Source organism: Citrobacter sp. RHBSTW-00671, from assembly GCF_014103415.1.
GTDB lineage: Bacteria > Pseudomonadota > Gammaproteobacteria > Enterobacterales > Enterobacteriaceae > Citrobacter.
The window spans coordinates 3,642,179-3,668,192 of record NZ_JABXPR010000001.1 but is presented as its reverse complement, the minus strand read 5'-3'; the positions used below and the strand labels follow the sequence as shown (position 1 = coordinate 3,668,192).

Genomic DNA, 26,014 nt, shown 5'->3' with positions numbered 1-26,014 from the left:
ACACGTGTACGCTGAACAAGTCCGATCAGTTCGGAATAATCCAATTCAGCCAACGTAGCGGCCATGGAAAACGGTGACGGCCTTCCTGTTGCGTTGCCGCAGCAATACGCTCCTGGATAGTTTGCATCAGCGTCGTCTGGCCTTCACCATCCCACACCAAATTTAATAGCAGTGGCAGCGCATCGGTTACGTCGTCTACTGCCCAGATAGTGAATTTTTCTTCTTCAACTGCCTGCAGCAGTGCGGGTGGCAGGCTCAGATGTCTGACGTTGGCTGTAGGGATAATCACCCCCTGAGTCCCCGTTAATTCACGCTGCTGGCAGATGGCAAAGAAGCCTTCAATTTTCTCATTCAGACCGCCGACAGGTTGAGCACGACCAAACTGATCGACAGAACCGGTTATTGCGATGCTTTGATTGACGGGAACGTCAGCGAGGGCGCTGATCAGCGCACACAGTTCTGCCATAGAGGCGCTGTCTCCGTCTACTTCACTGTATGATTGCTCAAATGTCAGAGAGGCAGAGAACGGTATTTGCTGTTCAAGCTGGAGTTCCGACATCAGGAACGCCTGCATAATCATCATACCCTTGGCATGAATATTTCCGCCCAGCTCGGCTTTACGTTCAATATCGGTAAATTCGCCATCGCCAATATGCACGACGCAACTGATACGTGAAGGTTCACCAAATGCGCGGGGATGGCCTGGAAATTCGATCACCGACAGGGCGTTTATTTGCCCAATACGCTCGCCTTCCGTTTCAATGAGGATCTGCTCTTGCAGGATCTCATCCTGCATCCGTTCGGAGAGGAATCCTTCTCGCCACTCACGTTGAGCAAGCATCAGGCTCAATTGCTCCGCAGTGCAGGTATCACCGTCGCAAAGAGGGGCCACTTCTTTGAGCTGGCGAGTGATCCATAGCGGATTAAGCGGCAACGTATCCTGTTCGCCGGTATAGCGAACGGCTTCGCGGATGAGAACCTGCCAGGCATCGGCAGCGGGATAGGGCAGATTATTGCGTCGGGCAGTATGCGTTACCCACTGACACCACTGTGTCATGGTTTCGGCATCCACTATCTGCAAGTTATCTTCAAATTCGCTGTAGATAGCCTGTTCTGCCAGTTCTGGCTCCATTTCCTGGAAGTCTGCCAGCGATTCACGTTCGCCGACCAGCACCACTTTCAGTTTAAGCGGCATAGAAGGGACGGAGACTGGCAGAGGGCGAGACTCATCGAAGGCCACCCAGTCAAAACGCTCGTGGCTGACAATGGCTTTCAGGCGCATCCACAACAACGGCTGAGCCAGAAGTGTGCGCAATGAAATAACCAGCACACCGCCGTTGGCCTGATGGACCAGTCCCGGTTGCAGCGTAATTTCGCCATTGAATTGGCGCAGACAGCCAAAAAGCTGTTCGGCCTCAACCCAGTCAGCATTAACCACCTGCGTTAACGTTGCAAAGTTGTCGTCTGCTTTCTCCGCTGCGCGGTAACGAATAGTGTGGCCGGATACATCGTAATGCCCCCCGGTTAACCTATCGGCATCCGCATGCAAGGTACGTGCAGCCGTTGCAATAAGATTGAGATACTCCAGCTCTTCGGGCGCTTTCACCAGCATAAACGAGGACGTAGCCCAGTGCTGAAGAAGCTGCTCTAGCGCGAATTGTAAACGTGGCTGAGTATCACTGAGTAAGGTGTCGGTGTCGTCAGTGACGTGCGGCTGTGCAAATATTTCCTGATAGCTGTCGGTATCAGGAACCAGATCACGCCATGCAAGTTTCGTAATGGTCAAAGTTGATGTTTTTTAGTCTGTTGTAAAAAACGAGATTATACCGTAACCATCAGCACTGCACACGTGGAAAGCGCCGCTAAACGGATGTGATGACGCGCGACAGTTCACAGGCTGGATATTCTTTTCTTCAGATGCCCAAAAAGCTGATATTCTGATAAGAGTTACACGGTAACATTGAGATCGCAATGAAATATCAACAACTTGAAAATCTTGAAAGCGGATGGAAATGGAAGTACCTGGTGAAGAAGCATCGTGAGGGGGAGTTGATTACCCGCTATGTGGAAGCCAGCGCTGCCAAAGAAGCCGTTGATTTGTTGCTAACCCTCGAAAATGAACCGGTTCGGGTCAACGCCTGGATTGAAGAATACATGAACCCTGCACTGCTCAATCGTATGAAGCAAACGATCCGGGCGAGGCGTAAGCGGCACTTTAATGCAGAACATCAACATACGCGTAAGAAATCGATCGATCTGGAGTTTATGGTCTGGCAGCGTTTAGCCGGGCTTGCGCAGCGACGTGGTAAAACGCTCTCAGAAACGATTGTGCAGTTGATTGAAGATGCGGAGCATAAAGAAAAGTATGCGAACAAGATGTCGACATTGAAGCAGGATCTACAGGCGTTACTGGGTAAAGAGTAGGGTACGGGTAACGTCAATATGGTGTGTGCCTGTGCTTTTGCATGATATATATGACTAGTCCTGATATAGGTTGACAGTTTTTTGTCTATAAAACGCCTGATGAACATCATCGGGCGTTTTGTATTTCAGGGCCAGATGTGGCCGTTCATGGTTATAAATGGCCACGGACTCTTTTACCATCATTCGGGCTTGTGCAAGATCCACCGGGCGGGAGAGTAAAAACTCATTTTTCAGTATCCCGTTTATTCTCTCAGCCAGCGCATTCTGGTAGCAGTCGTAACCATCGGTCATTGAACAGATTATTCCGTTTCGCTCATGAACTGACTGATAAAGTACCGAACAGTATTGCAGTCCTCTGTCAGAGTGATGTACCAGCGGACCTGTCGTTTTTCTCCGCCTCAGAGCCTGTCTGAACGCCTTTACCACGTTTTCTGTCTGCAGGTTTTCCCCGACATGGTAACCCACGATTTTTCTGGAGCAGGCATCGGTGACCAGACTCAGATAAGCCGTGCCGCTGCGTAGTGGAAGGTAAGTTATATCAGCGACCCAGACCTGCTCTGGCTCAAGGGCGGTAACCTGTTCAGGGCCGGGTTTCAGCAGATTAGGATGCCGGTAAAAGCGATGATGGCTGTTGGTTGTTTTGTGATATGCCCGTTTCACGGGGACCAGGAGCCGGTATTCACCCAGCAGGTTAAACAAACGGTCCCGCCCTATAGCCAGTGTTTTACCGGCCTGGGTGTTCAGCAGATAGTGCAGTTTACGCGTACCTATTCGCGGCTGACGGCACCGGGTACGGGCAACAAAATCAAGAACCTGAGCATGATGCTCCTGCCGTTTATTACATCTTGTGTTGTACTGGTACCACGCCTGTCTGCTGTGCCCCAGGAACTGACATGCACGCGTAACTGTTATTTTTGGGGCCTGACTTTGCGTGAGGACTTGCCGGGCCGCTTTTTTACAACACTCACCCCGTAATCATTTTTCAGGACGTTGATAACGGACTCAAAAAACTCAGCTTTCTGGTTTGCCAGCTCAAGCTGTTCTTCAAGTTCCCTGATTCTTTGCTCGGGTGTAAGCGGGACAGTCGTCTGAGCCACAGGCAGTTTCCTCTTCACCAGGTCAGGAAGCCCGGGACTCCAGTCAAGCCGGCCATATTTACGCAGCCAGACAAGTACGGTGGAGCGCCCCTGAATGCCATATCGCTGCTGGGCCTGTTTATAGGTCATCTCGCCTTTTTCGACCTGCTCAACGACGGCTATTTTAAAGGATAGAGGATAATCGCGTTGGGTGCGTTTGAACTCAGTCATCATCACGTTCTCCGGAATTAAATCTGGAACGTGTCAACGCTATTCAGGACGGGTCAATAGGTGAAAAAAAACCCCGCCAGGCGGGGTTTTTTTATAAGACGATAACTTAAGCCTGAGGCTGAGTTACAACGTCTTTGATACCTTTAACTTCGATCTCAACACGACGATCCGGAGCCAGGCAGTCGATCAGTGCAGCGCGAGCTTTCACGTTGTCACAGGTGTTGCCAGTAACCGGGTTGGATTCGCCCATACCACGTGCGGAGATTTTGTCAGAAGGGATACCTTTAGAGATCAGGTAATCAACAACGGACTGAGCACGTTTCTCAGACAGACCCTGGTTGTAAGCATCAGAACCGATGCGGTCAGTGAAGCCCAGAACAACGACGGAACCGTCTTTCGGATCCAGGTTGCTCAGCTGGCTGTACATCTGATCCAGAGCCTGCTGGCCTTCTGGTTTCAGAGTCGCTTTGTTGAAGTTGAACAGAACGTCAGACTTCAGAGTGAAGTGTTTGGTCTGTACTTCTGGAGCCGGAGCCGGAGCCGGAGCAACTACCGGAGCTGCTTCTTCCTGCTGGCCGAAACGGTAAGAAACACCAACGCTCAACAGACCGTTGTCTGGACGACCACCAACGGTGTTCGCGTCACCGATGTTGTTAGTCCACTGGTATTCCAGACGGGTAGCTATTTCAGGAGTAATTGCATACTCTACGCCGCCAGCGAATACTGGGGATACACCAGTGTCGTGGTCTTTGAAGCCGTCGTTGTTTTTAGCATCTGCACGCCAAACCATACCACCCAGACGGGTATAAACGTCCAGATCGTCAGTGATTGGGTAACCCAGTTTAGCGGTCAGCTGAACGCCCTGAGCTTTGAATGCGCCATTTTCAGTGTTGCCTTTGTACGGCATACGACCTAACCAGTCGTAACCCATTTCAAAACCAACGTACGGGTTAACCTGGTAACCACCGAACGCACCAGCACCCAGTTGGCTTTCGTGGGTCGGTCCGTTGTTGTTGATCTGATTGTTGCCGATGTCATGGAACTGGGACCAACCCAGTTTAGCACCAGTATACCAGGTGTTATCTTTCGGAGCGGCCTGCGCCACGGTAGCGAAACCAGCCAGTGCCACTGCAATTGCGATAGCTGTCTTTTTCATTTTATGCGCCTCGTTATCATCCAAAATTCGCCATGAATATCTCCAGAGAGATAACACGGTTAAATCCTTCACCCGGGGACCAGTTCAATAGTTACTCTACCGATATCTGCGGCTTAAGCCGAGCACCCCTGGCGATGTAAAGTCTACAACGTACTCGAAAACTTACAAGTGTGAAGTCCGTCAGGCATATGAAAAAAAAAGGCTTGTATACACAATATTTAACATTTGTGGATGATTAATTGCACAGCTACTATCGTGGAAACCGCTTCACACAGGCGTTCTCACAAAAAACGTGTTAAAGCTCAAAGCCGAATTTGAGGGTGAAAAAAAATTCCAGGATAAATCCTAATTTCACTCAATGATACAAATTCGAGTGAATTTTTAGCCCGGAATGGTGTCTCCCCGCAAGTGTCTGAGCGCGTACAGGACGCATGATAAATCCCATTGCGTTTCCCTCATCAGCCGCTTTCACCAGTTCTGCATGTTCATCTTCTGTTAATTCTTCCGTCAGCCAGCCGATGACCACACTGTAATTCCCAGTGCGCAGCGCACGGACCATTGATTCCAGCGTATGGCAGGGAGAGAGTTGGCTGATTTGCATAACTTTCGTCAATGGGAGTCCGGCCGACTGCACCCACTCGCGGCTCAGTTTTTGTTGAGGCGTCAGCCAGAGCTGCCAGCGCGACTGCTGACCTAATTGCTGAAGCAGGGGAAGCAGTAGGAGCTGCGTCATCATGGGCTGGTCCTCGCGATAGACCACTTCACTGATAAGCCCGGCGGTAGTGTGCTCTGACGACACGCGCGCAATTTTGCTTGATGTGGAAGAGAACGACGAAGAACGATTTGCATAGCCTGAAGTGTACATAATCAATCCAGCCCTGTGAGTTACTGTATGGATATACAGTAACCCTGCTATCCCCAAAGATCAACCTTATTTTCTGAAACAGGTTCGCAGTTTTTGGTTGTTGTTACGGGAAAAACAAAATTCATCTTGCCCCTTGCGAATAAGTTGCCTATTTTCGTCATTAACGGATCCGCTACTGCAAATCATTTTATTACGTTATGATTTAAAAGGATTTTTATGAAAAAACTTTCTTATGCAAGGATCTATAAATCACAAGAATATCTGGCGTCATTGGGGACTATTCGTTATCGATCGCTGTTTGGGGGTTATAGCCTGACGGTCGAGGACACGGTATTCGCCATGGTCGCCAGTGGCGAGTTATATCTTCGAGCCTGTGAACAGAGCGCGCAGTACTGTGTAAAACATTCCCCTGTCTGGCTGACATTCATAAAACGTGGACGTCCGGTGGTGCTCAATTATTATCAGGTGAACGACACGCTGTGGCAAAACCAGCAACAACTGGTGTCGCTATCACGGTATTCACTGGATGCGGCGTTAAAAGAAAAGCAAAGTCGTTTTGCACAGCATCGCCTGCGTGGACTGCCGAACATGACATTTCATCTGGAAACCCTGCTGAATGAAGCTGGTATAAAAGATGAAAGCACATTACGCATGTTGGGGGCAAAAATGTGCTGGTTGAAACTGCGACAGATTAATCCCGCCCTGACGGTGAAAATACTCTATGCCCTTGAAGGCGCGATCGGAGGGATTCATGAGGCGGCGCTCCCAGCGATTCGTCGCCAGGAGCTTGTGGAGTGGGTGAGTTCTCTTACGCCTGAACCGGTGTACTAGACGGCAATGCGGCAATTTGCTGCTGTAATCGTCTGATTTCTGGTAGTAGCGCTATCAATAGGCCAACTTGCTGTACGACCAGCGGTTCTTTACTGTCCGGGCGTGGTTCAAGATGCTGAATCCGTTGCTTCAGTCCTTCTAGTGCCTGGTATACGCGCTGCTCGTCAGCGGGTTGATGATGAAGTGCATCATCAACATAACAAACGGCATCGTCCAGTAATGCCAGAACGTCCGGGTTGGTTAACTGTTCACGGTGTGCGCCAAGCGCCGAGATATAACTGGTAAAGGTATGGTTGAGGCACAGCAAGCGGAATGCCGTTTCGCGCGTTTGGGCGGTGACATCCGGTTCACTCGACATGTTCGACACCACGGATGCCAGCTCCGCATCACGATTATGCGCATCGCGGCGCGCAATACGGTATGCCAGACGATTGTCTCGCCCCTGATGATATTGTTCGAGAATGGCGTCAAGGTAACGACAGTTTGCATCGGTCGCCCGTTCAATCACCCGTGGCAGGTTGCGAAAGCGCCAGTCAGGCCAGATGAAACTGACGGCTGCCCATGCGATGGCGCAACCTATCAGCGTATCGATGACGCGCGGCAGTGCGACTTCAAACCCTTCTCCAAGCAGGTTAAAGCACAGCAATACCAGCAGCGTGATAAACATGGTGGCATGCGCGTACTGAACATTGCGGAAAGCGAAAAAGAGCACGCCGGTGATCACCAGCAGTATTAATTGCCCTTCCAGCGATGGGACGAACCACAGGATGGGCAATCCAATGGCTATCCCGACTAATGTGCCGATAATTCTTAACGCCAGACGATGTCGTGTGGCGTTGTAGTTGGGCTGGCAGACAAACAGACTGGTCAGCAGGATCCAGTAGCCATGGTTCATACCCGTTATCTGGATAATGGCGTAGCCGACGCAGAGCACCAGCGACATGCGAACCGCGTGGCGAAACAGCGCCGACTCCGGTGTAAAATTGCGACTCAGGCGCAGCCAGATATCACTGAAGCCATGCGGACTGTCATCGGCAAGCTGATTTTCTGACTCATTGCGCGAGAGTACCTGAGCCTGTTCAGACTCAATGGTGGCCAGTTGCGCATCAATAGCCCGCAGGTTTGATAGTAAGAATCCCAGCGTGTTGAGCAAATCTGCAGGGGCACCGCTTGCACGCATGCGCTCAAGGGCGGCATCGATATGTGTAAAGACGCGCTCAAAGTGTGGATCGTGCTGGTAAGGGGTGCGTAGCAAAATACAGCGAGACAGTTGCGTACAGGCTTGTCCCTGCATCGACATTAATCGCTGGAAACGAAACATCACATCGCTGTGACGGAAATGGTCGCGTAGCGTCTGGTACTGAATATGTGAGGAACTAGCGCGTTCGTGGATATCCTGCGCGACAAAATAATAATGCAGTGTGCGGCGGGTTCCTCGTTGTCCACGGTCACCGCGCAGACGGGTCAGTAATGATATTTTTGTTTGGTTCAACGTCGCCATCAGTTGCCCATTGGCCAGCGCTAAGTCATACAGGGGGGCCTGGCTTTCATCTTCGATGTCGGGATCAAAAAGGCGGGATTTCAGCTCCAGGTAGTGTGCCAACTGTTCGTAGCTGCGTGCCAGATTGTCCTGCAGTGGACGAATCGGGAACAGAAGGTGACCGATAAGCGTCAGAAGGTTATACCAGATGGCGCCTGCAAGCAGCAGGATCGGTTGCTGGTACCACTGATCGTAAAGTGATGTTCCCAGCATGGTGTAAATGGCGATCAGTAATGCACCAAAGGCGATGGTCGCATAACGCTGACCTAAGCCCCCCAGCAAAATAAAGCCGCTGGTGGACAGCGTTAATCCAATTGCGAAAAGCCACGGCCAGGGAAAGAGCAATTCGACGGAGGCCGAGGCAATAAAAAAGCAGATCAGCGTAATGATCAAATTGCGCAGACGACCCGCGAGCCGATCGTCCAGATCGGTCAGCGCGGCAGCAACCATGCCCAGCGTTAGCGGGATGGTAAGTTTGACGTCACCCAGCCACCACGGCAGCGCCGTAGTGCCGCAAAGTGCAATAAAAATTCGCACGTAGTACAGCCAGGTGCTGTTCCAGGTATAGCGTTTAAGCAGTGGACTTAACATAAAGGCCATCAGTTCCGATTATTCAAAACGACGACGCGCGTTGGCTTCGCGTGCGGCACGGGCAACTTCGACTGAAACCACACGACGACCAACGGGCCAGAGTGCAATTGCGGCGATTTTAAAGTTCGCAATACCAACCGGAATACCAATAATCGTAACGCACTGGGCAATACCGGAAACAATATGCATCAGGCACAGCCACCAGCCGAAGAAAATCAGCCAGAAAATGTTGAGCAGCGTACCGCCGGTATTCAGAAGCACGTTTTTACCCGCTGGGTTGAGTTCATCAACGTGAATTGCTTCATTACCGTAAGGGAACAGCGACAAGCGTGTGATTTCCCAGCAGGAGCGGGTCAAGGGTAGTGTGAAGATAAGCACGATACTGACTAACGTCGCCAGTAACCAGGCTAAGGTGGTGGCGAATCCCCCAAGCACAAAATTTAAAATATTCAGAACAGTACGCATAAACCCTCGGTTAACTCTGGTTTTCTGTGAGTTTGGCAATTGTAACGTTTTTTTGGGCTGGAGCACGTTTTCTCTGGCGGTTACACTGATAAGCAAACCTCTTCGTGTGGATCCGCGTAAGTCTTATGGAACTGAAAGCAACTTCTCTGGGAAAACGTCTGGCGCAACACCCTTACGATCGGGCCGTTATTCTCAATGCCGGCATTAAAGTCTCCGGCGACCGTCATGAGTATCTTATTCCATTCAATCAGTTACTGGCTATCCATTGTAAAAGGGGCCTGGTATGGGGCGAGCTGGAATTTGTGCTTTCTGATGATAAAGTTGTACGCCTTCACGGCACTGAATGGGCGGAAACCCAGCGTTTCCACCATCATCTGAGCATGCTCTGGCAGCAGTGGAGCCAGGAGATGAGTGACGTCGCAGCAGGGGTGCTACAGGAACAGCTGGATGCGATTGCCGCGCGTACAGGGGAAAACAGATGGCTGACGCGGAGCCAAACATCCGGATTGCAACAACAGATCCGCCGTGCTTTTGACGCGTTGCCCCTGCCGGTCAGTCGGCTGGAAGAATTTGATCATTGTCGTGAGGCGTTGCATCAGTGCCAGGCGTGGCTACAGGACATTGAAGCGTGTCGTTTGCAGCATAACCAGGCATATACCGATGCGATGCTGGCGGAGCATACCGAGTTTTTCCAGAAGATTGAGTCCTCACCGCTGAATCCAGCCCAGGCTCGTGCGGTGGTGAATGGCGAGCAGTCGCTATTGGTGCTTGCGGGTGCTGGAAGTGGCAAAACATCCGTTCTGGTTGCGCGTGCGGGCTGGTTGCTGGCGCGGGGAGAAGCGGCTGCTGAACAAATCTTGCTGCTGGCGTTTGGTCGCAAAGCCGCTCAGGAAATGGATGAGCGCATTCGCGAACGGCTGCAGACGCAAGACGTCACCGCACGGACGTTCCATTCACTGGCGTTGCATATTATTCAACAGGGTAGCAAAAAAGTCCCGACAGTCAGCAAACTCGAAAATGATACTGCCGCCAGAAATAAGCTGTTTATCGCCACCTGGCGTCAGCAGTGCAGCGAGAAAAAAGCACAGGCTAAAGGCTGGCGACAGTGGCTGGAAGAAGAGATGCAGTGGTCTGTGCCAGAAGGTAATTTTTGGGACGATGAAAAATTACAACGTCGCCTGGCCTCGCGTCTGGATCGCTGGGTTAGCCTGATGCGTATGCATGGTGGAGCACAGGCGGAGATGATCGCCAATGCGCCGGAGGCGATCCGCGACCTGTTCAGCAAACGTATAAAGCTGATGGCGCCGTTGCTTAAAGCCTGGAAGAGTGCTCTGAAAGAAGAGAATGCCGTCGATTTTTCTGGATTAATCCATCAGGCGATTGTCATTCTGGAGAAAGGGCGCTTTATCAGCCCCTGGAAGCATATCCTGGTTGATGAATTTCAGGATATCTCCCCGCAGCGCGCCGCCCTGTTAGCCGCATTGCGCAAGCAAAACTCACAGACCACGCTATTTGCCGTGGGGGATGACTGGCAGGCCATTTACCGTTTCAGTGGTGCACAACTTTCGTTGACTACCGCCTTCCGGCAACACTTTGGTGAGGGCGATCGCTGCGATCTGGATACGACATACCGTTTTAATAGCCGTATTGGCGAGATAGCCAATCGGTTTATCCAGCAAAACCCGCATCAGCTTAAGAAACCGCTCAATAGCCTGACAGCAGGCGATAGGAAAGCCGTCACTCTGCTCGATGAAAGTCAACTGGATGCGCTGTTGGATAAGCTATCCGGCTTTGCGAAAGCAGAAGAACGCATACTGGTGCTGGCGCGATATCACCACCTCAAACCTGCCAGTCTTGAGAAAGCAGCGACCCGTTGGCCCAAACTACAGCTGGATTTTATGACTATTCATGCCAGTAAAGGACAGCAGGCGGATTATGTCATTGTCGTTGGGCTTCATGACGGCAACGATGGTTTTCCTGCCCCAGCCCGTGAGTCGATTATGGAAGAAGCATTACTGCCAATGGTCGAGGATTTTCCGGATGCAGAAGAGAGAAGATTGCTTTACGTGGCACTTACGCGTGCCCGGCATCGGGTGTGGTTGCTGTTTAATAAAGACGCGCCATCCTGTTTTGTTGATGAATTAAAACAATTGGATGTCCCGGTAGCGAGAAAACCCTGAAGAACAGGCGGCGGCCGCCGCCTGTCTGGCAATTATTTGAGGCGCTCTGCCAGATACCGGGCGTAATCCGGGATCAGGATGTCCGTCGCATCGCTGAAATTTGGTGACTGGATAATAAAATCGGCGGTAGATACGTTGGTGGCAACCGGAATATTCCAAACTGTGGCCAGGCGCAGAAGGGCTTTAACATCCGGATCGTGAGGCACGGCGTTGAGTGGATCCCAGAAGAAGATCAGCACATCAATTTTCCCTTCAGAAATTAGTGCACCGACCTGCTGATCGCCGCCCATTGGACCGCTAAGCATGGCGTTGACATCCATGCCGGTCGCGCGTTGAATGAGATTTCCTGTCGTGCCTGTCGCATAAAGGACATGCTTTTCTAACAATGGCTGGTGGCGTTCCACCCAGCTCATCAGCATCTGTTTACAGTGATCATGTGCAACCAGCGCAATATGCTTACGCGCCGGTAAAGTGCGAGTCGTCAGTTCCATAGTACAGCTCCCAAGTTAACCTTATTACAGAGTACTGGAAGCGCTTGACGCTGCAAGAGAAAGACAAAAAAAATGCGTAGGCGAACATAAACGTCATGAGGGTGGCTGTTTCTCTGCCCATTGCAGAAAATTACTTCGTGTTTGCGCATCGGCCTGGCCGAACCAATATTTCAAACGCTGTTCGGTGAGTGTCTGCGACTGCGGCGGCACCCGATCCAGTTCAGAGACCCCTGAGAGCAATGCGCTGTCATCTGCCATCATAGTGGCAAATTGTGGGAGTGAAGCATGCTTAGACGATTTGTTATAGCGTTCAGTCTCGAGTTCGTAATCCACGATTTTTGCCGATGAGGTAATCGACAAAATATCCAGCTTGACCGGAATGGGCATGGAGTCGCCATCTACTAGTTCCACACGGGGCGCGTCATCGAAATGCGTTGCGTCACGTTCGTTGTTCAGACGGGGGAGATGAAAATTGACCTGGCTAACCAACTGAGTATCAAAACTGATGACCAGCGGAGGAGAAATATACAGACGTTCTTCATGGCTGGAGAGACGAATCGTTTTCTCAACGCGAAAGACAAGCTGATGCCGACCATTCTCCAGCTCAATACTGTCGGCACCGCGCAGTAAAGAGCTGGACACCTTTTTTCCGTCCAGCACCAGAAGGTCAATATCATTAGACAGGCGCAAAGAGGTCGCACAAACGGTTACCGGCAAAAGCAGAGCAATCAGGGCTGTCACAATGCCGGTTTTCATAAGGTTCTCCTGTCCAGAAAATTATCTGCATAAGATGTATCTAAATTTTTCGACAATCATGTTTACTAACATATAGACATATTTTCCAGTTTAGCTCTCATGCGCCAGTATGGGATGAATGGTTGCGACGTCAGGTTTGTCGTACACTTTGCAAAACAGCCTGGAGGAAGACGATGAAAGAGACCGATATTGCTGGCATTTTGACATCTACCCGTACGATTGCGCTGGTAGGAGCAAGCGATAAACCCGATCGCCCGAGCTATCGGGTAATGAAGTATTTACTCGATCAGGGTTATCACGTTATCCCCGTGTCTCCTAAGGTTGCCGGGAAAACGCTGCTGGGGCAGCAGGGCTATGCGACGCTGGCAGACGTACCAGAGAAAGTGGATATGGTGGATGTCTTTAGAAACTCAGAAGCAGCATGGGGAGTCGCACAGGAGGCTATTGCTATTGGCGCGAAGACCTTGTGGATGCAGCTTGGCGTGATTAATGAGCAGGCAGCCGTGCTGGCGCGCGATGCGGGCCTGGCGGTAGTGATGGATCGTTGCCCGGCGATTGAAATCCCCAGACTGGGACTGGCGAAGTAAGGTTGTACTGTTGCCGGATGGCGCATTGTATATCCGGCCTACAACGGTGTTTGTCGTAGGCCGGAGAAATGTTGTCAGTTGCGCAGGCGTGGAGCCTGGAGCTGTTTGCGGATTGTCCGTGCCAGTTCATCCATCGACGGTTGCTCTGGATGTTCTTCCTGTAGCTCGCTACTCAACTGTGCTTCAGCCAGGTACGTATGTACTGGCAGGCCATTATCGTCTTCCATCACCACGTGATACCAGGGAGCGGCGCGAAGTTCGTCGTTTACCGCCAACTCATCAGGTGACGGGTCATCAAGCGAATATTCCGGGTCGATATCCACGACCACTCCGAGGTAACCTAACAGGGAATGGCGGACCTGCTGGCCGATACCGAATTTGCTGGCAATCATAGTCACCTCCCGGGAAATAGATACCCTCTATGTAAGGGTAATATTCCACTTTTCAAGTTACATGATGCGACAGGCAAACCCTTTCAGATACAGCCCTTCCGGGTAGGTAGCGATCACGGGATGATCGGCGGCCTGACGGAACTGCTCTATAAATTGTACATCACGCCCGGCATCTATTGCGGCATCGGCGATGATTTTCTGAAATAAATCGGTGGTCATCAATCCGGAGCAGGAGAATGTCAGCAGTACGCCACCCGGATTCAGCAACTGAATTGCCAGCATATTGATGTCTTTATAGCCACGACAGGCGCCCATCAGCTGGCTTTTGTTTTCGACAAACTTCGGCGGGTCCATCACGATAACATCAAATTTCTCACCACGATCGCGATAGGCGCGCAGCAGCTTGAACACGTCATCACGCACAAATTCGGCTTTGCTCAGATCCAGCTTGTTCAGCTCTACGTTTTGGCGGGCGATATCGAGAGCTTCCTGGGAAGTATCTACGCTGACGACCTGGCGGCAGCCACCCATTAATGCAGAGACGGCGAATCCACCGGTATAGGAGAAACAGTTCAGTACGCGCTGATTTTCCACATAACGACGCGTGGCCAGGCGGCTGTCACGCTGATCGAGGTAATAACCGGTTTTATGTCCGTGCTGAATATCAACCAGCAGTTTCATCCCGTGCTCTTCAATCGGCAGCAGAGCTGGCGGCAGTTCCCCCGTGACGGGGCCCTGAGTCAGTTCCATGCCTTCTTTTTTACGCACGGCAACATCGCTACGGTCATAAATAGCGCACTCCGGGAAGACAATCTGCAGGGCGCTAATTAATGCGGCACGTTGATACTCGGCGCCTGCGCTGAGCAGTTGCAGCACCAGAAAGTTACCGAAACGGTCAATGGTGATGCCCGGCAGGCCATCAGACTCCCCGGCAATCAGTCGATAGCTGTCCAGCCCGTCCTTTTTCGCCAGCCAGTCTCGCCACTTCTGTGCTTGTTGCAGACGGCGGGTAAAGAAATCAATATCGATGGATTCAGACTTGTCGAATGTCCAGACACGTGCACGGATCTGCGACGCGGGTGAGTACGCGCCGCGTGCTAACCATTTACCCTGATGGTCAACAATATCGATGGTTTCACCGAGGTTGGCTTTACCTTCCATACGTGCGACGGCACCGGAAAATACCCACGGATGGCGGCGCAGTAATGATTTTTCGCGCCCTTTGGCTAACACTAAACGTACACTCATAATTTACTATTCTGTCAATTCAAAGAAATGGGCGCCATTGTCCTGAGTTTTACGCATATTTGCAACGCGCGCTGTGATGATAAGGAGAACCGCAATGTCGAAAGTCTGCATAATCGCCTGGGTCTATGGCCGGGTTCAGGGGGTTGGATTTCGCTACACCACCCAGCATGAAGCACAACGGCTGGGATTGACTGGCTACGCGAAGAATATGGATGACGGCAGCGTAGAGGTTGTCGCCTGCGGTGAAAGCGACCGGGTGGAACAACTGATGAAGTGGTTGAAAGCCGGGGGGCCGAGCAGCGCCAGGGTTGACCGGGTTCTCAGTGAACCCCATCGTCCTGGCGACGAGCTAAAGGGATTTAGTATCCGCTATTAAATACATTTCACCGGTTTCGGCAGGCCGGCAATTTTAGTTGCCTGCTTGGCCGGACCTTTCGGGAACAGGCGGTAGAGATAACGGCTATTGCCTTTCTCTTCGCCAAATTTGTTGGCCATCGCTTTGACCAGCATGCGGATAGCGGGGGAGGTATTAAACTCCAGATAAAACTCGCGTACGAAACGCACCACTTCCCAGTGTTCCGCGGAGAGCGTAATGCCTTCGTTTTCAGCAATGGCAACTGCCAGTGGCTCGCTCCACAGCGTGGTATCTTTCAGATAGCCTTCGCTATCGGTACTGATTTCTTTACCTTCAAAGATCAACATAATTCTTCACTGCGTTAGTCAAACTGGCGGCAGTTTACCAAAAAAGAAAGCCCCGCATAAGCGGGGCTGGATAATGCGTGTGGACATCTTAATCGCGGCTGGCAAAGCCCAGAATGCTCAACAGGCTGACGAAGATGTTGTACAACGAAACATACAGGCTAACGGTGGCACGAATATAGTTGGTTTCACCGCCGCGGATGATATTGCTGGTTTCAAACAGGATTGCGCCTGAAGAAATCAGGATAAACACCGCGCTAATCGCCAGATGCAGCGCTGGCAGTTGCAGGAAAATATTCGCAACCATACCAATCAGCACTACCACGATACCTGCCATCAGCATACCGCCGAGGAAGGACATGTCTTTACGCGTGGTCAGAACATACGCAGAACAGCTGAAGAAGACCAGCGCCGTACCACCCAGCGCCATACCGATCACGTCACCCATACCTGCCGACAGGTAAGTGTTCAGAATCGGCCCCAGGATGTAACCCAGGAAACCGGTGAAAGCGAAAGCAGACAGAATACCTACAGGTTTATCTGCTGTTTTGTAGGTCAGGAACATCAGACCATACATACCAACCAGCGTCAGAATCAGACCCGGAGACGGCAACATCAGTACTGTACTGGCAGTTGCGGTGATCGCTGAAAACGCCAGCGTCAGGCTGAGCAGGAAATAGGTATTACGCAGCACCTTATGCGTGCTGAGTAGCGATGTACGATCGCGCGAAGAACTAATAATACGATCCATGAGTCACTCTCTTATGACAGATGTAATTAATGATGGAGGATAATGAAATCACCGGAAACGACCCAGCGGTTTTACCCATCTTTACGCATTTTAACCCGCCAGGCTTAAGCATATTATTTCAGCAAAAGCTTCTGGATTAGATGTTACCACTGTTTATGCAAAAATGTCAGATCGATATCTGATAGGTAACTGAAAAATATTGCGTTATTCCCTACATGCCTTTAAGAGTGACAGCGGTGTCAACATAAAACAGAGCAATAAGGTAAAGGGAATGACGCAACATAAATCGAAGGTATTTACATCTATGCTGTTGGCTGTCTGTTTGATGTCTATCAACGGTGTGGCGAGCGCCGCGACTGTTCCCGCGGGCACAGAACTGGCAGCTCAACAAGAACTGGTCAGAAATAACGGCAGTGAGCCAGCCTCACTGGATCCGCATAAAGTTGAAAGCAACGTTGAGTTTAATTTAATCAGCGATATGTTCGATGGACTGGTGGCCGTAAACCTGGATGGCACTATTGCGCCCCGTCTTGCGGCCTCCTGGGAGAATAAAGATAACACTGTCTGGACCTTTCATTTACGTCCAGGCATAACCTGGTCAGATGGATCGGCTATTACTGCACAGGATGTCGTCTGGAGCTGGCAGCGCCTGGTTTCACCGCAAACTACCTCACCTTATGCCTCTTATCTGGGCAATATGCATGTCGCAAATGCGGTTGATATTGCTCAGGGGAAAAAAGATCCCGCTACGCTTGGGGTCAAGGCGCTGAATGACACCACGCTGGAAATTACCCTGACGCAGCCGACAGCGGCATTTTTAGCGATGCTGGCGCACCCATCACTGGTCCCGCTGGATAAAGTGCTGATTGGCCGCTTTGGCGATAAGTGGACTCGTCCGGAGCACTTTGTCAGCAGTGGTGCGTATAAGTTGTCGCAGTGGGTCGTCAATGAGCGGATTGTTGCCGTGCGCAACCCGCATTACTGGGACGATCGGCACACGGTCATTAATAAAGTGACGTACTTGCCCATCAGTTCAGAGGCTGCAGACGTTAACCGTTACAAAGCCGGGGAAATCGATATTGTTTTTAGTGTTCCGGTCAATCAGTTCGCTCAATTGAAAAAGACGATGGGGGATGAACTCCATGTCTCACCTCAGCTTTCAACCTATTATTATCAGTTTAATACCACGCGTGCGCCGTTTAACGACCCGCGCGTGCGTCGGGCGTTGAATATGGCGCTGGATAAAGACATCATCGCACAAAAGGTGATGGGACAGGGACAGCGTGCGGCGTGGGTTATCAGCCAGCCTGAAATTGGCGGGGTAAAATTACACGCGCCGGACTACGCATCATGGCCACTCGACAAACGCATTGCTGAGGCAAAAAAACTGCTGGCGGAAGCAGGCTACGGTCCGGAGCATCCGCTTAGCTTAAATCTGCTCTACAACACTTTCGAAACGCATCAGCGAATCGCGATCGCCGCCTCGTCAATGTGGAAGAAAAATCTTGGCGTTGAGGTAAAGCTGCAGAACCAGGAATGGAAAACTATGCTGGATACCATGCACACCGGCAATTTTGACGTCGTACGCTATGCATGGATAGCGGATTACGACGATGCGTCGAGCTTCCTCAACATTTTCCGTACTGGCGATAGTGAAAACACCGCCCGATACAGTAATCCAGCCTACGATGAAGCGATGCGTAATGCGGCAAAAGCCCGTTCTTTGCCAGAACGCGGGAAATACTACCAGCAGGCGGAAGACGTGTTAGGCGAGGATGTCCCAGCGATTCCGGTTTACCACTATGTCCGCACACACCTGGTAAAGCCGTGGGTAGGCGGATTTGCACCGGATAACCGCGGTAATTACTTCACCAAAGATATGTACATCAAAAAACATTAAACAGCAGTAGCCCGGATTTGTGCTGAATAAACGGTCAATTTGTTGTTATTTAAGTCGATTAACAACATTTTGGCTGTTTTTCAGGCAAACGAACACATTGGTGCTTTACAGGTCCGTTCGGGATGTTTATAGTGCGCCTCATTGGAAGCGTGGCCGAGCGGTTGAAGGCACCGGTCTTGAAAACCGGCGACCCGAAAGGGTTCTAGAGTTCGAATCTCTACGCTTCCGCCAAACATGAAAAGGGGTTACCGAAAGGTGACCCCTTTTTGCTTTTGAAGCATTAGAATCGCCTGGCAATATTCGCCCATCCCCTCATGTCACATTCGAACACTTGCTTACCCCGATCCCAGGCTTTTTCCTTGTCGTGCTATACGCTGCAATTTAACTGCATATCTAAAGTCTTCCCACATTGGTGTGGCTGATGGCATGGCCATGATGTATTCATGACCTGTAAAAGCCTTAACTGAATCCAGGTCAGTCCAGTAGTGTTTCCCTGGGGGAGGCAAGTTCAGATCATCAGCAACTCGATGCTCTGCTGACCTGTAGGTGCAGCTCATCGCCGCACCTTTAACATATTCACGGATGGCTAATAAATCGGGACAGGCGTTGGCGCAAAAGGCGGTTTTCCTGCCGCAGTTGTGCGTTCTCCTCGAGCAGCGTCAGTGCGACGGCAATGCCTGGCCAGTCAAGCGCCAGTTCATGGCGCAGACGTAGTGCACGTTGCACCACGGTCAGCGCATGGTCATCAAAGGTCTCATCTTCACGGGGTTCGATTACCCCTAAACCGACAATTTCATTCAGTTCCTCTGCAGAAACACCGGTATGCAGACAAAACTCGGTAATGGTAAAGGTAACGGTCACGTTAGCCATTATGCTTTCCCCCACTCTTTACGCGGATCAAAGGACTTCTGCGCATCCGCCAGCTGTTGCCACAAGGCGGCGCTGTTGTCGTCAGGTTTCGGCGGCATCACGATTTTGATGACCGCGTACAGGTCGCCAGTATGTTTTTTACCGACCAGACCTTTGCCTTTGATACGTAATCGCTGTCCAGCCTGGCTTCCTGCGGGGATGGTCAGCAAAATACTCTCTTTGAGTGTTGGTACAGTCACTTTTGCGCCCAATGCGGCTTCCCATGGGGCAAGCGGAACGACAACTTCCAGATCCTGATTAACAATATCAAACAGCGGATGCGGCGCGATATGAATCACCAGCCACAAATCACCGTTCGGGCCACCGTTTTCACCAGGGGTTCCCTGACCTTTCAGGCGAATGCGCTGCCCATTGCCGACACCGGCCGGGATCTTAACGTTGAGGGTTTTGGGGATTTCCCGCTCGATCATGCCAAACGCATTGTATACCGGCAGGTTGTAACTGATGGTGCGGCTATGCTCAGCAAGGGTTTCTTCGAGGAAAACGGCGACCTCGATTTCAATATCATGTCCGCGACTGGCGTGGCGCTGCCGTGACTGATGTGCGTGCTGGCCAAAAATTGAAGAGAAGATATCGTTGAAATCTTCAGCGCTGTAGCTTTGACCTTCTCCTTGCTGGAACTGACGATTAAACTGCGGGTCGTTGCGATGCTGCCACAGCTGGTCGTATTCGGCGCGTCGCTGTTCATCGCTCAGTACTTCCCAGGCTTCGGCAACTTCTTTAAAACGGGCTTCAGCGTCGGGTTCTTTGCTGACATCGGGATGGTATTTTCGCGCGAGACGACGGTAGGCGGTCTTGATTGTCTTGAGATCGTCTGTCGGCTTCACGCCCATAATGGCGTAATAATCCTTTAATTCCATAGCGTTCTCTCGTGTAAATCAACACATGAAGAAGGCAATTCCTCTCGAAAGGTATCACCGTTAAGTTTAGGGTAATCCTGATAGGCGCGAATGCCAACCATGAAAAAGGGGGGCGCAGGTCATAAAAGGGTCACCGGTTAATGTGGTGAGCCTGCTTGTTGATTTACCTATCACACTCAAATTTCCCTTTTCACCAGACTGTTCGTTGTTGAGCGAAGCATCGCATTTAATCCGGCAATAGAATGGCTGAAATTAACCAGGGAGAGATGCTGAATGATCGCCGTTATTTTTGAAGCAGATGTGCCCCCTCAGGGGAGGGAGCGATATCTTCAACTGGCCTCAGAGCTGAAGCCGTTGTTGGCAGAGATCCCAGGGTTTATTTCTATCGAACGATTTCACAGCATTAATACGCCCGGGAAAATGCTGTCACTTTCATGGTGGGAGGATGAGGATGCAGTGCTCAGGTGGAAATGCAACGTCAGGCATCAGGCCGCACAACAGGAGGGTAAGCAGTTGATTTTTTCATATTACCGAATACGTGTTGCATCTGTTTTGAAGGATTATGCCTCTGAAAAAGGTTCTGCCAGCGTATATGGCAGTTAACAGTCAATAATGACCGCCTGTAGCAGCAGGAGCCAGAACAAGCTCTGGCTCCTGTTGATGGTGCGTCAGGAATATTAACGGCTTATCAAGGTCTGGAAAAAAGAAAACGCACGGTATCAGCGTAGTTCTCGACAAAAGCGTTAACGTTATCTGATTTTAACCCTTTCGGGTTAATCATATATTTACCCTTGATAAAGATAGCCGGTACACCTTTCAGGTCTACCGCTTTAGCCAGCTCCTGTTGCTTCGCCGTTAATGATTTTACGGCAAAGCTATTCCATGCGGCATCATAGTCGCTTGCACTGACGCCAGCGCGGATAAATACATTGCGAATATCATCTGCTGTTTTAACAGTTTGTTTTTTCTGCACGGCATCAAACAGTAAAGGTTTTACTTTATCTTCCACGTTTAACAGCATAGCGACAGACCAGGCGTGTGTCATCTCCGGCCCCAACGGACCTAAGAAATCGACGTGATACTCAGTGAGTTTGACATCAGTAGGTAATGCTTTTTTCACGTTATCAGTGACTTCCAGAACTTCATCATACTGGTAGCATGAAGGGCAATAAAATGAAAAAAACTTAAGCGCAGCGGGCGCTGACGCAACGGGCTTTTCAAGTGAAATATATTCTTTGCCATCGGTAAATGTTGCTGCCTGAACGCTCACCGTAAAAAACAGGCCTAGAAGAGGAAGTAAGATTTTTTTCATTTTCATATACTCTAAATAACATTTAACAAACAATTGTTTTGATGATGAACATAACGTTCATTGCGGCAAGTGATAATACAATATTCATCCAGAAATGTGCTGACCCTTACTTTCATTTACGTAGGAATATCCACTGACGGGCTTCTCATTCATTTTTATCGTCAGTGGTTAAATATCTGTTGAAACGCTTTGGGAATGATAGATAATAAACCCTGTGATATTTCCAGCTTTGTTTTATTAGCGCTATTATTTTGCAATAATGAAATTAATTAACAATATTAATTATCATTTCTGAACAGCGCGCTGGGGAGGAATGAGAATTGACCGGCCTCTGCCGACATAACTTTACAGGGTAAAGGTTGCCAAAAACTCGCCAGTGACTAAGATAACTCGCGTCAATCAGCGAGGGTATAATGGCGAAACGTCAACGGATGGGATGGTGGTTCCTCTGCCTGGCATGTGTTGTGGTGATGGTATGCACCGCGCAGCGCATGGCGGGTCTGCACGCGTTGCAGATGAACACCGCGACCGCTGCTGTTGTCGTGAGCGCCCAGGTCGATACCGATGAAGCTTCGCCCGTTACGCCTTGTGAACTGAGCGCAAAATCATTGCTGGCTGCGCCGCCAGTATTGTTTGAAGGCGCGATTTTGGTGCTATGTTTGCTCCTGTCGCTGTTGGCACCTGTGCGGGCATTTCGCCTGCCTTTTTTCCCTCCGCGCGCCATCTCGCCGCCCACACTTAGGGTTCATCTCCGATTTTGTGTCTTCCGTGAATGACAGCGCAGCCGTTGCTGACTGTTAGATAATTATTCACGGAGAAAAAATATGAAGACTGTTTTCAGGCAGGCGCTGCTCTGCCTGTTATTGCTATGGCTGCCCGTATCCTGGGCGGCTGATATCGGCTGGCTGCGTTCACCCGATAACAATCACGCCAGTGTGCGGTTACGTGCCGATACAGCCGCAGGCGGTGAAACCCGACTGCTGCTCGATGTTAAACTGGAGGATGGCTGGAAAACCTACTGGCGATCGCCGGGTGAGGGCGGTGTAGCACCGTCCATCGTCTGGAAAGATAAAATGCCTGCTGTTGATTGGTACTGGCCGACACCCGCGCGTTTTGAGGTCGCCAATATCACCACCCAGGGATATCACGGTAATGTCACCTTCCCGATGGTCGTACGCGGCACAACGCCAGCCACCCTTAACGGTGTATTGACCCTATCAACCTGCAGCAATGTTTGCCTGTTAACGGATTTTCCCTTTTCCGTGACGCCGAGCGTCCAGGACCCGTCTTTTGCTCATGACTATGCGCAAGCGAAGGGGCAGATACCGCTGGCCAGCGGCCTGACCGAGTCGCTTAGTGCCGGGGCGCGAGCCGGAGAGCTGGTGGTTGAGGCGCGTCGTACGGGTGGCTGGTCTGCGCCGGGTCTGTACCTGGACACCGTTGATGATGCGGATTTTGGTATGCCGCAAATCCGCGTCGAGGGCGAAACACTACGGGCAACGGTTCCGGTTCATGACAGCTGGGGGGAAGGGGCACCGAACCTTCGTGGTAAGCAACTGACACTGGTTCTGGCTGATAACGGCGTTGCGCAGGAAAGTCGTCTTGCCATTGGCGATGCGCCAGTGGTGCAGAATGCAGCGATCCCGCTGTGGCAGGTGGTGCTGATGGCGCTGTCAGGCGGGTTGATCCTTAACTTAATGCCCTGCGTGCTTCCGGTGCTGGGCATGAAGCTGGGCTCGATTTTACTGGTTGAGGAGAAAAGCCGTCTTCAGGTTCGCCGCCAGTTTCTGGCCTCGGTGGCTGGTATCCTGGTCTCTTTTATGGCCCTCGCGCTGCTGATGACGGTGCTGCGCCTGACCAATCAGGCGCTTGGTTGGGGGATCCAGTTCCAGAGCCCGTGGTTTATCGGCGTTATGCTGCTGGTGATGCTGACGTTCAGCGCCAGCCTGTTTGGGCTGTTTGAATTCCGCCTTCCTTCAGCAATGACCACCATACTGGCAACTCGCGGCGGTAACGGCTTGTCAGGGCATTTCTGGCAGGGCGCGTTTGCGACGTTGCTTGCCACACCGTGCAGTGCGCCGTTCCTGGGGACGGCAGTGGCGGTGGCGTTGACTGCTTCGCTGCCGACGCTATGGGGGCTGTTCCTTGCGCTCGGGTTGGGGATGAGTTTGCCATGGTTGCTGGTGGCACTGCGTCCGGGTCTGGCGCTGCGTCTGCCGCGTCCGGGGCGTTGGATGAACATCTTGCGGCGTCTTCTCGGCGTGATGATGCTTGGCTCGGCTATCTGGCTGGCAACATTGCTGTTCCCGCATCTGGGGTTCGCAAACCAAAGTACAGCCAAAGAGAGTGTGAACTGGCAACCGCTGAGCGAGCAGGCCATCGAAGAGGCACTGGCCCAGCATAAGCGCGTATTTGTAGATGTGACAGCTGACTGGTGTATTACCTGTAAAGTCAATAAATTCAATGTTCTACAAAAAGAAGATATTCAGACTGCGCTGCAACAACCCGATGTGGTGGCTCTGCGGGGTGACTGGACGCTGCCCTCTGAAGCGATCACCGAATTCCTGAAAAAACGCGGCCAGGTTGCTGTGCCGTTCAACCAAATTTATGGCCCCGGTTTGCCGCAAGGCCAGGCATTGCCGACGTTGTTAACCCGCGATGCGGTGCTGAATACACTGGCCGACGCCAAAGGAGTGAACCCATGAAAATGATGATTGTCCTGCTGTTAACCTTGTTTTCTGCCGTCAGCGTGGCGAAAGAACCTGCGCCATTTACGCCTGAGCAGGAGAAGCAAATTGAAGCGCTGATTCAGGAAGCGCTGTTTAACGATCCCAATAGCCCGCGTATTGGTGCCCGGCAGGCTAAACTGACGCTGATTAATTTCACCGATTACAACTGCCCGTATTGCAAGCAGTTGGACCCGATGCTGGAAAAAATTGTACAGAAGTATCCTGAGGTGGCGGTGGTGATTAAACCGCTGCCGTTTAAAGGGGAGAGTTCGGTTCTGTCGGCGCGAACTGCGCTGACGACCTGGCGTGAGCATCCGCAGCAGTTTCTGGCGTTACATGAGAAACTGATGCAGAAGAAGGGCTACCACACGGCAGTGAGTATCAAACAGGCACAGGAGAAAGCCGCTGCCAGCCCGGTGACGCTGGATGCGCAAAGTGAAGAGACGCTGAGCACCAACCTGCAACTGGCACGTCTGGTTGGTGTGCGAGGCACGCCGGCAACGATTATTGGCGATGAGCTCATCCCTGGGGCAGTACCATGGGAAACACTGGAAGAGGTGGTCAAAGAAAAACTGGCGGCCGCAAATGGTCAGTAAACTGCGCCGCTGGCTGCGCGAAGGACTGATCTTACTGGTGTTATTCGCCGGGGCGATGTTGTTGATGGATGCCTGGCGAGCGCCCCAGCTTCCCGCAGCGTTTGACAGTACGCCTTTGCAGACGCTGGATGGTGAAAACGTTACGCTGGCCGCGCTCAGCAAAGAGGAACCGGTGCTGATCTATTTCTGGGCGAGCTGGTGCGGCGTGTGTCGGTTCACGACACCGGACGTCGCCAGACTGCACTCAGAAGGTGAGAACGTGATAACCATTGCGCTGCGTTCTGGTAATGAGGCGGAGGTGACGCGCTGGCTGGTACGTAAAGGCGTAGACTTTCCCGTCATCAACGATGCTGACGGGGCCATCTCCCGCAGTTGGGACATCAGCGTCACGCCAACGCTGGTTGTGATGTCGCACGGTCGCGTAGTGTCGACAACCAGCGGCTGGACCAGTTACTGGGGAATGAAGCTACGCCTCTGGTGGGCAAAAACTGTCTGATTCTGATGCCGGGGAAACCCGGCATTTTTTCTGCTGCAGTACACCAGGAGGGCATATTTCGTTTCCCGACGAAGCAAACCTGGCGATTGACGTCCAGAATAGGTCATCCTCTTTTTTCCTGGAACGTACATGATGGCAACTTCTTTCGCGCTCGACCCCTCCCTGGTGATAATGATTGCCGCAACCTTTGTGCTGGCAGGGATGGTGAAAGGCGTAACGGGCATGGGCTTGCCCACGGTGGCGATGGGGATACTCGGATCGCTTATTTCTCCGGTCGCGGCGGCGGCGATGCTGCTGTTACCTTCTCTGATTAGCAATCTGTTTCAGTTTGGCGGTGGTGGTAATACCGGCCGATTGCTGCAACGATTGTGGCCTATGCTGCTGGCGGTGGTGATTGCCACTTTGCTTGCCAGTGTCTGGATCACCGGGGGCGACACAACCCGGACCCAGTTTGCGCTTGGCATGGCACTGGTGGCCTATGCCATCTGGACGCTGATGGGAAAAAAAATAACCGTGGAGCCGCAGCGTGAAAAACCCTTTTCCCTTGTCATTGGACTGGTGACCGGTTTATTGACGGGAGGAACGGGGGTATTTGTCATGCCCGCCGTGCCATGGATCCAGTCTTTGGGCTTTGAAAAGGATGAATTGGTGCAGGCGCTTGGCATTTCGTTCACGTTTTCGACGCTGGCGTTAGCACTGGGCTTGTGGTGGCACAATGCGTTACCTGTTCAGTCCCTGAGTTTATCGGCTTTTGCCATTCTTCCTGCGCTACTGGGACAGTGGCTAGGGACTCGTGTGCGGCGAGTGATTTCTCCAGTGGTGTTTAAACGCTGTTTTCTGTTCTGCCTGGTGGGGTTGGGCGTGGAGATGATGCTGCGCGCCGCGTAAGTCTCGCTGTGACTTTACGC

General features: G+C 51.5%; 27 protein-coding genes and 1 tRNA gene. 13 read left to right on the top strand and 15 right to left on the bottom strand.

The window, feature by feature from the left end; translation table 11 throughout:
• Window positions 1-25: 25 nt before the first annotated feature.
• The gene (locus HV261_RS17645; protein WP_202039001.1) at window positions 26-1,786 is read right to left on the bottom strand and encodes an AAA family ATPase; all 1,761 of its coding nucleotides are present in this window, start codon (window positions 1,784-1,786) and stop codon (window positions 26-28) included.
• A gap of 185 nt (window positions 1,787-1,971) precedes the next feature.
• On the opposite strand from HV261_RS17645, the gene matP reads away from it, so the two are divergent.
• Window positions 1,972-2,424, top strand: a complete 453-nt coding sequence (matP, locus tag HV261_RS17640; RefSeq protein ID WP_005123520.1) for a macrodomain Ter protein MatP — start codon at window positions 1,972-1,974, stop codon at window positions 2,422-2,424.
• A gap of 54 nt (window positions 2,425-2,478) precedes the next feature.
• Here the strand turns inward: matP and HV261_RS17635 are convergent.
• From HV261_RS17635 to sulA, 3 genes are all read right to left on the bottom strand, one after another.
• Window positions 2,479-3,734 (bottom strand): IS3 family transposase gene (locus tag HV261_RS17635; protein ID WP_202037240.1). Its coding sequence is split into 2 segments (ribosomal slippage): window positions 2,479-3,383 and window positions 3,383-3,734, totalling 1,257 coding nucleotides; the frame shifts between segments, so codons are not numbered across the junction.
• A 103-nt stretch (window positions 3,735-3,837) separates the two neighbouring features.
• Window positions 3,838-4,887: a porin OmpA gene (ompA, locus tag HV261_RS17630; RefSeq protein ID WP_048212110.1), complete on the bottom strand. Its 1,050-nt coding sequence runs from the start codon at window positions 4,885-4,887 to the stop codon at window positions 3,838-3,840.
• A gap of 355 nt (window positions 4,888-5,242) precedes the next feature.
• The gene (gene sulA, locus HV261_RS17625) at window positions 5,243-5,752 is read right to left on the bottom strand and encodes an SOS-induced cell division inhibitor SulA (protein WP_137382851.1); all 510 of its coding nucleotides are present in this window, start codon (window positions 5,750-5,752) and stop codon (window positions 5,243-5,245) included.
• 216 nt (window positions 5,753-5,968) lie between these two features.
• On the opposite strand from sulA, the gene HV261_RS17620 reads away from it, so the two are divergent.
• Entirely contained in the window at window positions 5,969-6,583 is a 615-nt protein-coding gene (locus tag HV261_RS17620) for a TfoX/Sxy family DNA transformation protein (protein ID WP_137382852.1), read from the top strand.
• Here HV261_RS17620 and yccS read toward each other — a convergent pair.
• Together yccS and HV261_RS17610 are read right to left on the bottom strand one after the other, a co-directional pair.
• Window positions 6,561-8,714: a YccS family putative transporter gene (yccS, locus tag HV261_RS17615; RefSeq protein WP_137382853.1), complete on the bottom strand. Its 2,154-nt coding sequence runs from the start codon at window positions 8,712-8,714 to the stop codon at window positions 6,561-6,563. The genes HV261_RS17620 and yccS overlap by 23 nt on opposite strands.
• Window positions 8,715-8,732: 18 nt before the next feature.
• Entirely contained in the window at window positions 8,733-9,179 is a 447-nt protein-coding gene (locus tag HV261_RS17610; RefSeq protein WP_202039000.1) for a YccF domain-containing protein, read from the bottom strand.
• A gap of 125 nt (window positions 9,180-9,304) precedes the next feature.
• On the opposite strand from HV261_RS17610, the gene helD reads away from it, so the two are divergent.
• A complete protein-coding gene (helD, locus tag HV261_RS17605) occupies window positions 9,305-11,359 on the top strand; it encodes a DNA helicase IV (RefSeq protein WP_202038999.1) in 2,055 nt (684 codons plus the stop codon).
• Window positions 11,360-11,391: 32 nt separating this feature from the next.
• Here helD and mgsA read toward each other — a convergent pair whose 3' ends face one another.
• Complete coding sequence (gene mgsA, locus HV261_RS17600) at window positions 11,392-11,850, bottom strand: methylglyoxal synthase (RefSeq protein ID WP_137382855.1); 459 nt, start codon at window positions 11,848-11,850, stop codon at window positions 11,392-11,394.
• Window positions 11,851-11,943: 93 nt separating this feature from the next.
• Window positions 11,944-12,606 carry a curli synthesis inhibitor gene (gene csgI, locus HV261_RS17595; RefSeq protein ID WP_202038998.1) on the bottom strand — a complete coding sequence of 221 codons (663 nt, stop codon included), beginning with the start codon at window positions 12,604-12,606 and terminating at the stop codon, window positions 11,944-11,946.
• Between the two features lie 173 nt (window positions 12,607-12,779).
• Here csgI and HV261_RS17590 point away from each other — a divergent pair, with 173 nt between their 5' ends.
• On the top strand, window positions 12,780-13,193 hold the full coding sequence (locus HV261_RS17590) for a CoA-binding protein (protein WP_006685217.1): 414 nt from the start codon (window positions 12,780-12,782) through the stop codon (window positions 13,191-13,193).
• Window positions 13,194-13,267: 74 nt separating this feature from the next.
• Here the strand turns inward: HV261_RS17590 and hspQ are convergent, their stop codons facing one another.
• On the bottom strand, window positions 13,268-13,585 hold the full coding sequence (gene hspQ, locus HV261_RS17585; protein ID WP_005123508.1) for a heat shock protein HspQ: 318 nt from the start codon (window positions 13,583-13,585) through the stop codon (window positions 13,268-13,270).
• A 57-nt stretch (window positions 13,586-13,642) separates the two neighbouring features.
• Window positions 13,643-14,833: a 23S rRNA (cytosine(1962)-C(5))-methyltransferase RlmI gene (rlmI, locus tag HV261_RS17580; RefSeq protein WP_137382857.1), complete on the bottom strand. Its 1,191-nt coding sequence runs from the start codon at window positions 14,831-14,833 to the stop codon at window positions 13,643-13,645.
• Window positions 14,834-14,927: 94 nt separating this feature from the next.
• On the opposite strand from rlmI, the gene yccX reads away from it, so the two are divergent.
• Window positions 14,928-15,209 (top strand): acylphosphatase, encoded by a 282-nt coding sequence (yccX, locus tag HV261_RS17575; RefSeq protein ID WP_020996508.1) that lies wholly within the window; start codon window positions 14,928-14,930, stop codon window positions 15,207-15,209.
• Here the strand turns inward: yccX and tusE are convergent.
• Complete coding sequence (tusE, locus tag HV261_RS17570; RefSeq protein ID WP_202038997.1) at window positions 15,206-15,535, bottom strand: sulfurtransferase TusE; 330 nt, start codon at window positions 15,533-15,535, stop codon at window positions 15,206-15,208. The genes yccX and tusE overlap by 4 nt on opposite strands.
• An 88-nt stretch (window positions 15,536-15,623) precedes the next feature.
• Complete coding sequence (gene yccA / locus HV261_RS17565; protein WP_003035917.1) at window positions 15,624-16,283, bottom strand: FtsH protease modulator YccA; 660 nt, start codon at window positions 16,281-16,283, stop codon at window positions 15,624-15,626.
• Window positions 16,284-16,554: 271 nt separating this feature from the next.
• Here yccA and HV261_RS17560 point away from each other — a divergent pair, with 271 nt between their 5' ends.
• Window positions 16,555-18,183: an ABC transporter substrate-binding protein gene (locus HV261_RS17560; protein WP_202038996.1), complete on the top strand. Its 1,629-nt coding sequence runs from the start codon at window positions 16,555-16,557 to the stop codon at window positions 18,181-18,183.
• Window positions 18,184-18,326: 143 nt separating this feature from the next.
• Window positions 18,327-18,414, top strand: a tRNA-Ser gene (locus HV261_RS17555).
• Between the two features lie 345 nt (window positions 18,415-18,759).
• On the opposite strand, the gene cbpM is transcribed toward HV261_RS17555, so the two are convergent.
• Together cbpM and cbpA are read right to left on the bottom strand one after the other, a co-directional pair.
• Window positions 18,760-19,053 (bottom strand): chaperone modulator CbpM, encoded by a 294-nt coding sequence (cbpM, locus tag HV261_RS17550; protein ID WP_137382861.1) that lies wholly within the window; start codon window positions 19,051-19,053, stop codon window positions 18,760-18,762.
• Window positions 19,053-19,973 (bottom strand): curved DNA-binding protein, encoded by a 921-nt coding sequence (cbpA, locus tag HV261_RS17545; RefSeq protein WP_202038995.1) that lies wholly within the window; start codon window positions 19,971-19,973, stop codon window positions 19,053-19,055. The genes cbpM and cbpA overlap by 1 nt, the downstream gene beginning before the upstream one ends.
• Window positions 19,974-20,246: 273 nt before the next feature.
• On the opposite strand from cbpA, the gene HV261_RS17540 reads away from it, so the two are divergent.
• Window positions 20,247-20,576, top strand: a complete 330-nt coding sequence (locus tag HV261_RS17540; RefSeq protein WP_202038994.1) for an antibiotic biosynthesis monooxygenase family protein — start codon at window positions 20,247-20,249, stop codon at window positions 20,574-20,576.
• Between the two features lie 85 nt (window positions 20,577-20,661).
• Here HV261_RS17540 and dsbA read toward each other — a convergent pair whose 3' ends face one another.
• Window positions 20,662-21,285: a thiol:disulfide interchange protein DsbA gene (dsbA, locus tag HV261_RS17535; protein ID WP_202038993.1), complete on the bottom strand. Its 624-nt coding sequence runs from the start codon at window positions 21,283-21,285 to the stop codon at window positions 20,662-20,664.
• Window positions 21,286-21,698: 413 nt separating this feature from the next.
• Here dsbA and HV261_RS17530 point away from each other — a divergent pair, with 413 nt between their 5' ends.
• From HV261_RS17530 to HV261_RS17510, 5 genes are all read left to right on the top strand, one after another.
• The gene (locus HV261_RS17530; RefSeq protein ID WP_202038992.1) at window positions 21,699-22,061 is read left to right on the top strand and encodes a copper resistance protein; all 363 of its coding nucleotides are present in this window, start codon (window positions 21,699-21,701) and stop codon (window positions 22,059-22,061) included.
• Between the two features lie 48 nt (window positions 22,062-22,109).
• Window positions 22,110-23,990, top strand: coding sequence for a cytochrome c biogenesis protein CcdA (locus HV261_RS17525; protein WP_202038991.1), 1,881 nt, complete (start codon window positions 22,110-22,112; stop codon window positions 23,988-23,990).
• The gene (locus tag HV261_RS17520; RefSeq protein ID WP_202038990.1) at window positions 23,987-24,610 is read left to right on the top strand and encodes a DsbA family protein; all 624 of its coding nucleotides are present in this window, start codon (window positions 23,987-23,989) and stop codon (window positions 24,608-24,610) included. Before HV261_RS17525 ends, HV261_RS17520 begins: the two co-directional genes overlap by 4 nt.
• Window positions 24,600-25,106 (top strand): protein disulfide oxidoreductase, encoded by a 507-nt coding sequence (locus HV261_RS17515; protein ID WP_202038989.1) that lies wholly within the window; start codon window positions 24,600-24,602, stop codon window positions 25,104-25,106. Before HV261_RS17520 ends, HV261_RS17515 begins: the two co-directional genes overlap by 11 nt.
• 132 nt (window positions 25,107-25,238) lie before the next feature.
• Window positions 25,239-25,994, top strand: coding sequence for a sulfite exporter TauE/SafE family protein (locus HV261_RS17510; RefSeq protein WP_202039718.1), 756 nt, complete (start codon window positions 25,239-25,241; stop codon window positions 25,992-25,994).
• Window positions 25,995-26,014 lie beyond the last annotated feature (20 nt).

Excerpts from the sequence above, each read along its gene's own strand:
- HV261_RS17610 (WP_202039000.1), bottom strand. The coding sequence starts at position 9,179 with ATGCGTACTGTTCTGAATATTTTAAATTTTGTGCTTGGGGGATTCGCC.
- dsbA (WP_202038993.1), bottom strand. The coding sequence starts at position 21,285 with ATGAAAAAAATCTTACTTCCTCTTCTAGGCCTGTTTTTTACGGTGAGC.
- yccS (WP_137382853.1), bottom strand. The coding sequence starts at position 8,714 with ATGTTAAGTCCACTGCTTAAACGCTATACCTGGAACAGCACCTGGCTG.
- sulA (WP_137382851.1), bottom strand. The coding sequence starts at position 5,752 with ATGTACACTTCAGGCTATGCAAATCGTTCTTCGTCGTTCTCTTCCACA.
- HV261_RS17510 (WP_202039718.1), top strand. The coding sequence starts at position 25,239 with ATGGCAACTTCTTTCGCGCTCGACCCCTCCCTGGTGATAATGATTGCC.
- HV261_RS17530 (WP_202038992.1), top strand. The coding sequence starts at position 21,699 with ATGGCGAAACGTCAACGGATGGGATGGTGGTTCCTCTGCCTGGCATGT.
- cbpM (WP_137382861.1), bottom strand. The coding sequence starts at position 19,053 with ATGGCTAACGTGACCGTTACCTTTACCATTACCGAGTTTTGTCTGCAT.
- HV261_RS17520 (WP_202038990.1), top strand. The coding sequence starts at position 23,987 with ATGAAAATGATGATTGTCCTGCTGTTAACCTTGTTTTCTGCCGTCAGC.
- matP (WP_005123520.1), top strand. The coding sequence starts at position 1,972 with ATGAAATATCAACAACTTGAAAATCTTGAAAGCGGATGGAAATGGAAG.
- ompA (WP_048212110.1), bottom strand. The coding sequence starts at position 4,887 with ATGAAAAAGACAGCTATCGCAATTGCAGTGGCACTGGCTGGTTTCGCT.
- helD (WP_202038999.1), top strand. The coding sequence starts at position 9,305 with ATGGAACTGAAAGCAACTTCTCTGGGAAAACGTCTGGCGCAACACCCT.
- cbpA (WP_202038995.1), bottom strand. The coding sequence starts at position 19,973 with ATGGAATTAAAGGATTATTACGCCATTATGGGCGTGAAGCCGACAGAC.
- mgsA (WP_137382855.1), bottom strand. The coding sequence starts at position 11,850 with ATGGAACTGACGACTCGCACTTTACCGGCGCGTAAGCATATTGCGCTG.
- yccX (WP_020996508.1), top strand. The coding sequence starts at position 14,928 with ATGTCGAAAGTCTGCATAATCGCCTGGGTCTATGGCCGGGTTCAGGGG.
- rlmI (WP_137382857.1), bottom strand. The coding sequence starts at position 14,833 with ATGAGTGTACGTTTAGTGTTAGCCAAAGGGCGCGAAAAATCATTACTG.
- HV261_RS17560 (WP_202038996.1), top strand. The coding sequence starts at position 16,555 with ATGACGCAACATAAATCGAAGGTATTTACATCTATGCTGTTGGCTGTC.
- HV261_RS17515 (WP_202038989.1), top strand. The coding sequence starts at position 24,600 with ATGGTCAGTAAACTGCGCCGCTGGCTGCGCGAAGGACTGATCTTACTG.
- csgI (WP_202038998.1), bottom strand. The coding sequence starts at position 12,606 with ATGAAAACCGGCATTGTGACAGCCCTGATTGCTCTGCTTTTGCCGGTA.
- HV261_RS17525 (WP_202038991.1), top strand. The coding sequence starts at position 22,110 with ATGAAGACTGTTTTCAGGCAGGCGCTGCTCTGCCTGTTATTGCTATGG.
- HV261_RS17620 (WP_137382852.1), top strand. The coding sequence starts at position 5,969 with ATGAAAAAACTTTCTTATGCAAGGATCTATAAATCACAAGAATATCTG.
- yccA (WP_003035917.1), bottom strand. The coding sequence starts at position 16,283 with ATGGATCGTATTATTAGTTCTTCGCGCGATCGTACATCGCTACTCAGC.
- tusE (WP_202038997.1), bottom strand. The coding sequence starts at position 15,535 with ATGTTGATCTTTGAAGGTAAAGAAATCAGTACCGATAGCGAAGGCTAT.
- HV261_RS17540 (WP_202038994.1), top strand. The coding sequence starts at position 20,247 with ATGATCGCCGTTATTTTTGAAGCAGATGTGCCCCCTCAGGGGAGGGAG.
- HV261_RS17590 (WP_006685217.1), top strand. The coding sequence starts at position 12,780 with ATGAAAGAGACCGATATTGCTGGCATTTTGACATCTACCCGTACGATT.
- hspQ (WP_005123508.1), bottom strand. The coding sequence starts at position 13,585 with ATGATTGCCAGCAAATTCGGTATCGGCCAGCAGGTCCGCCATTCCCTG.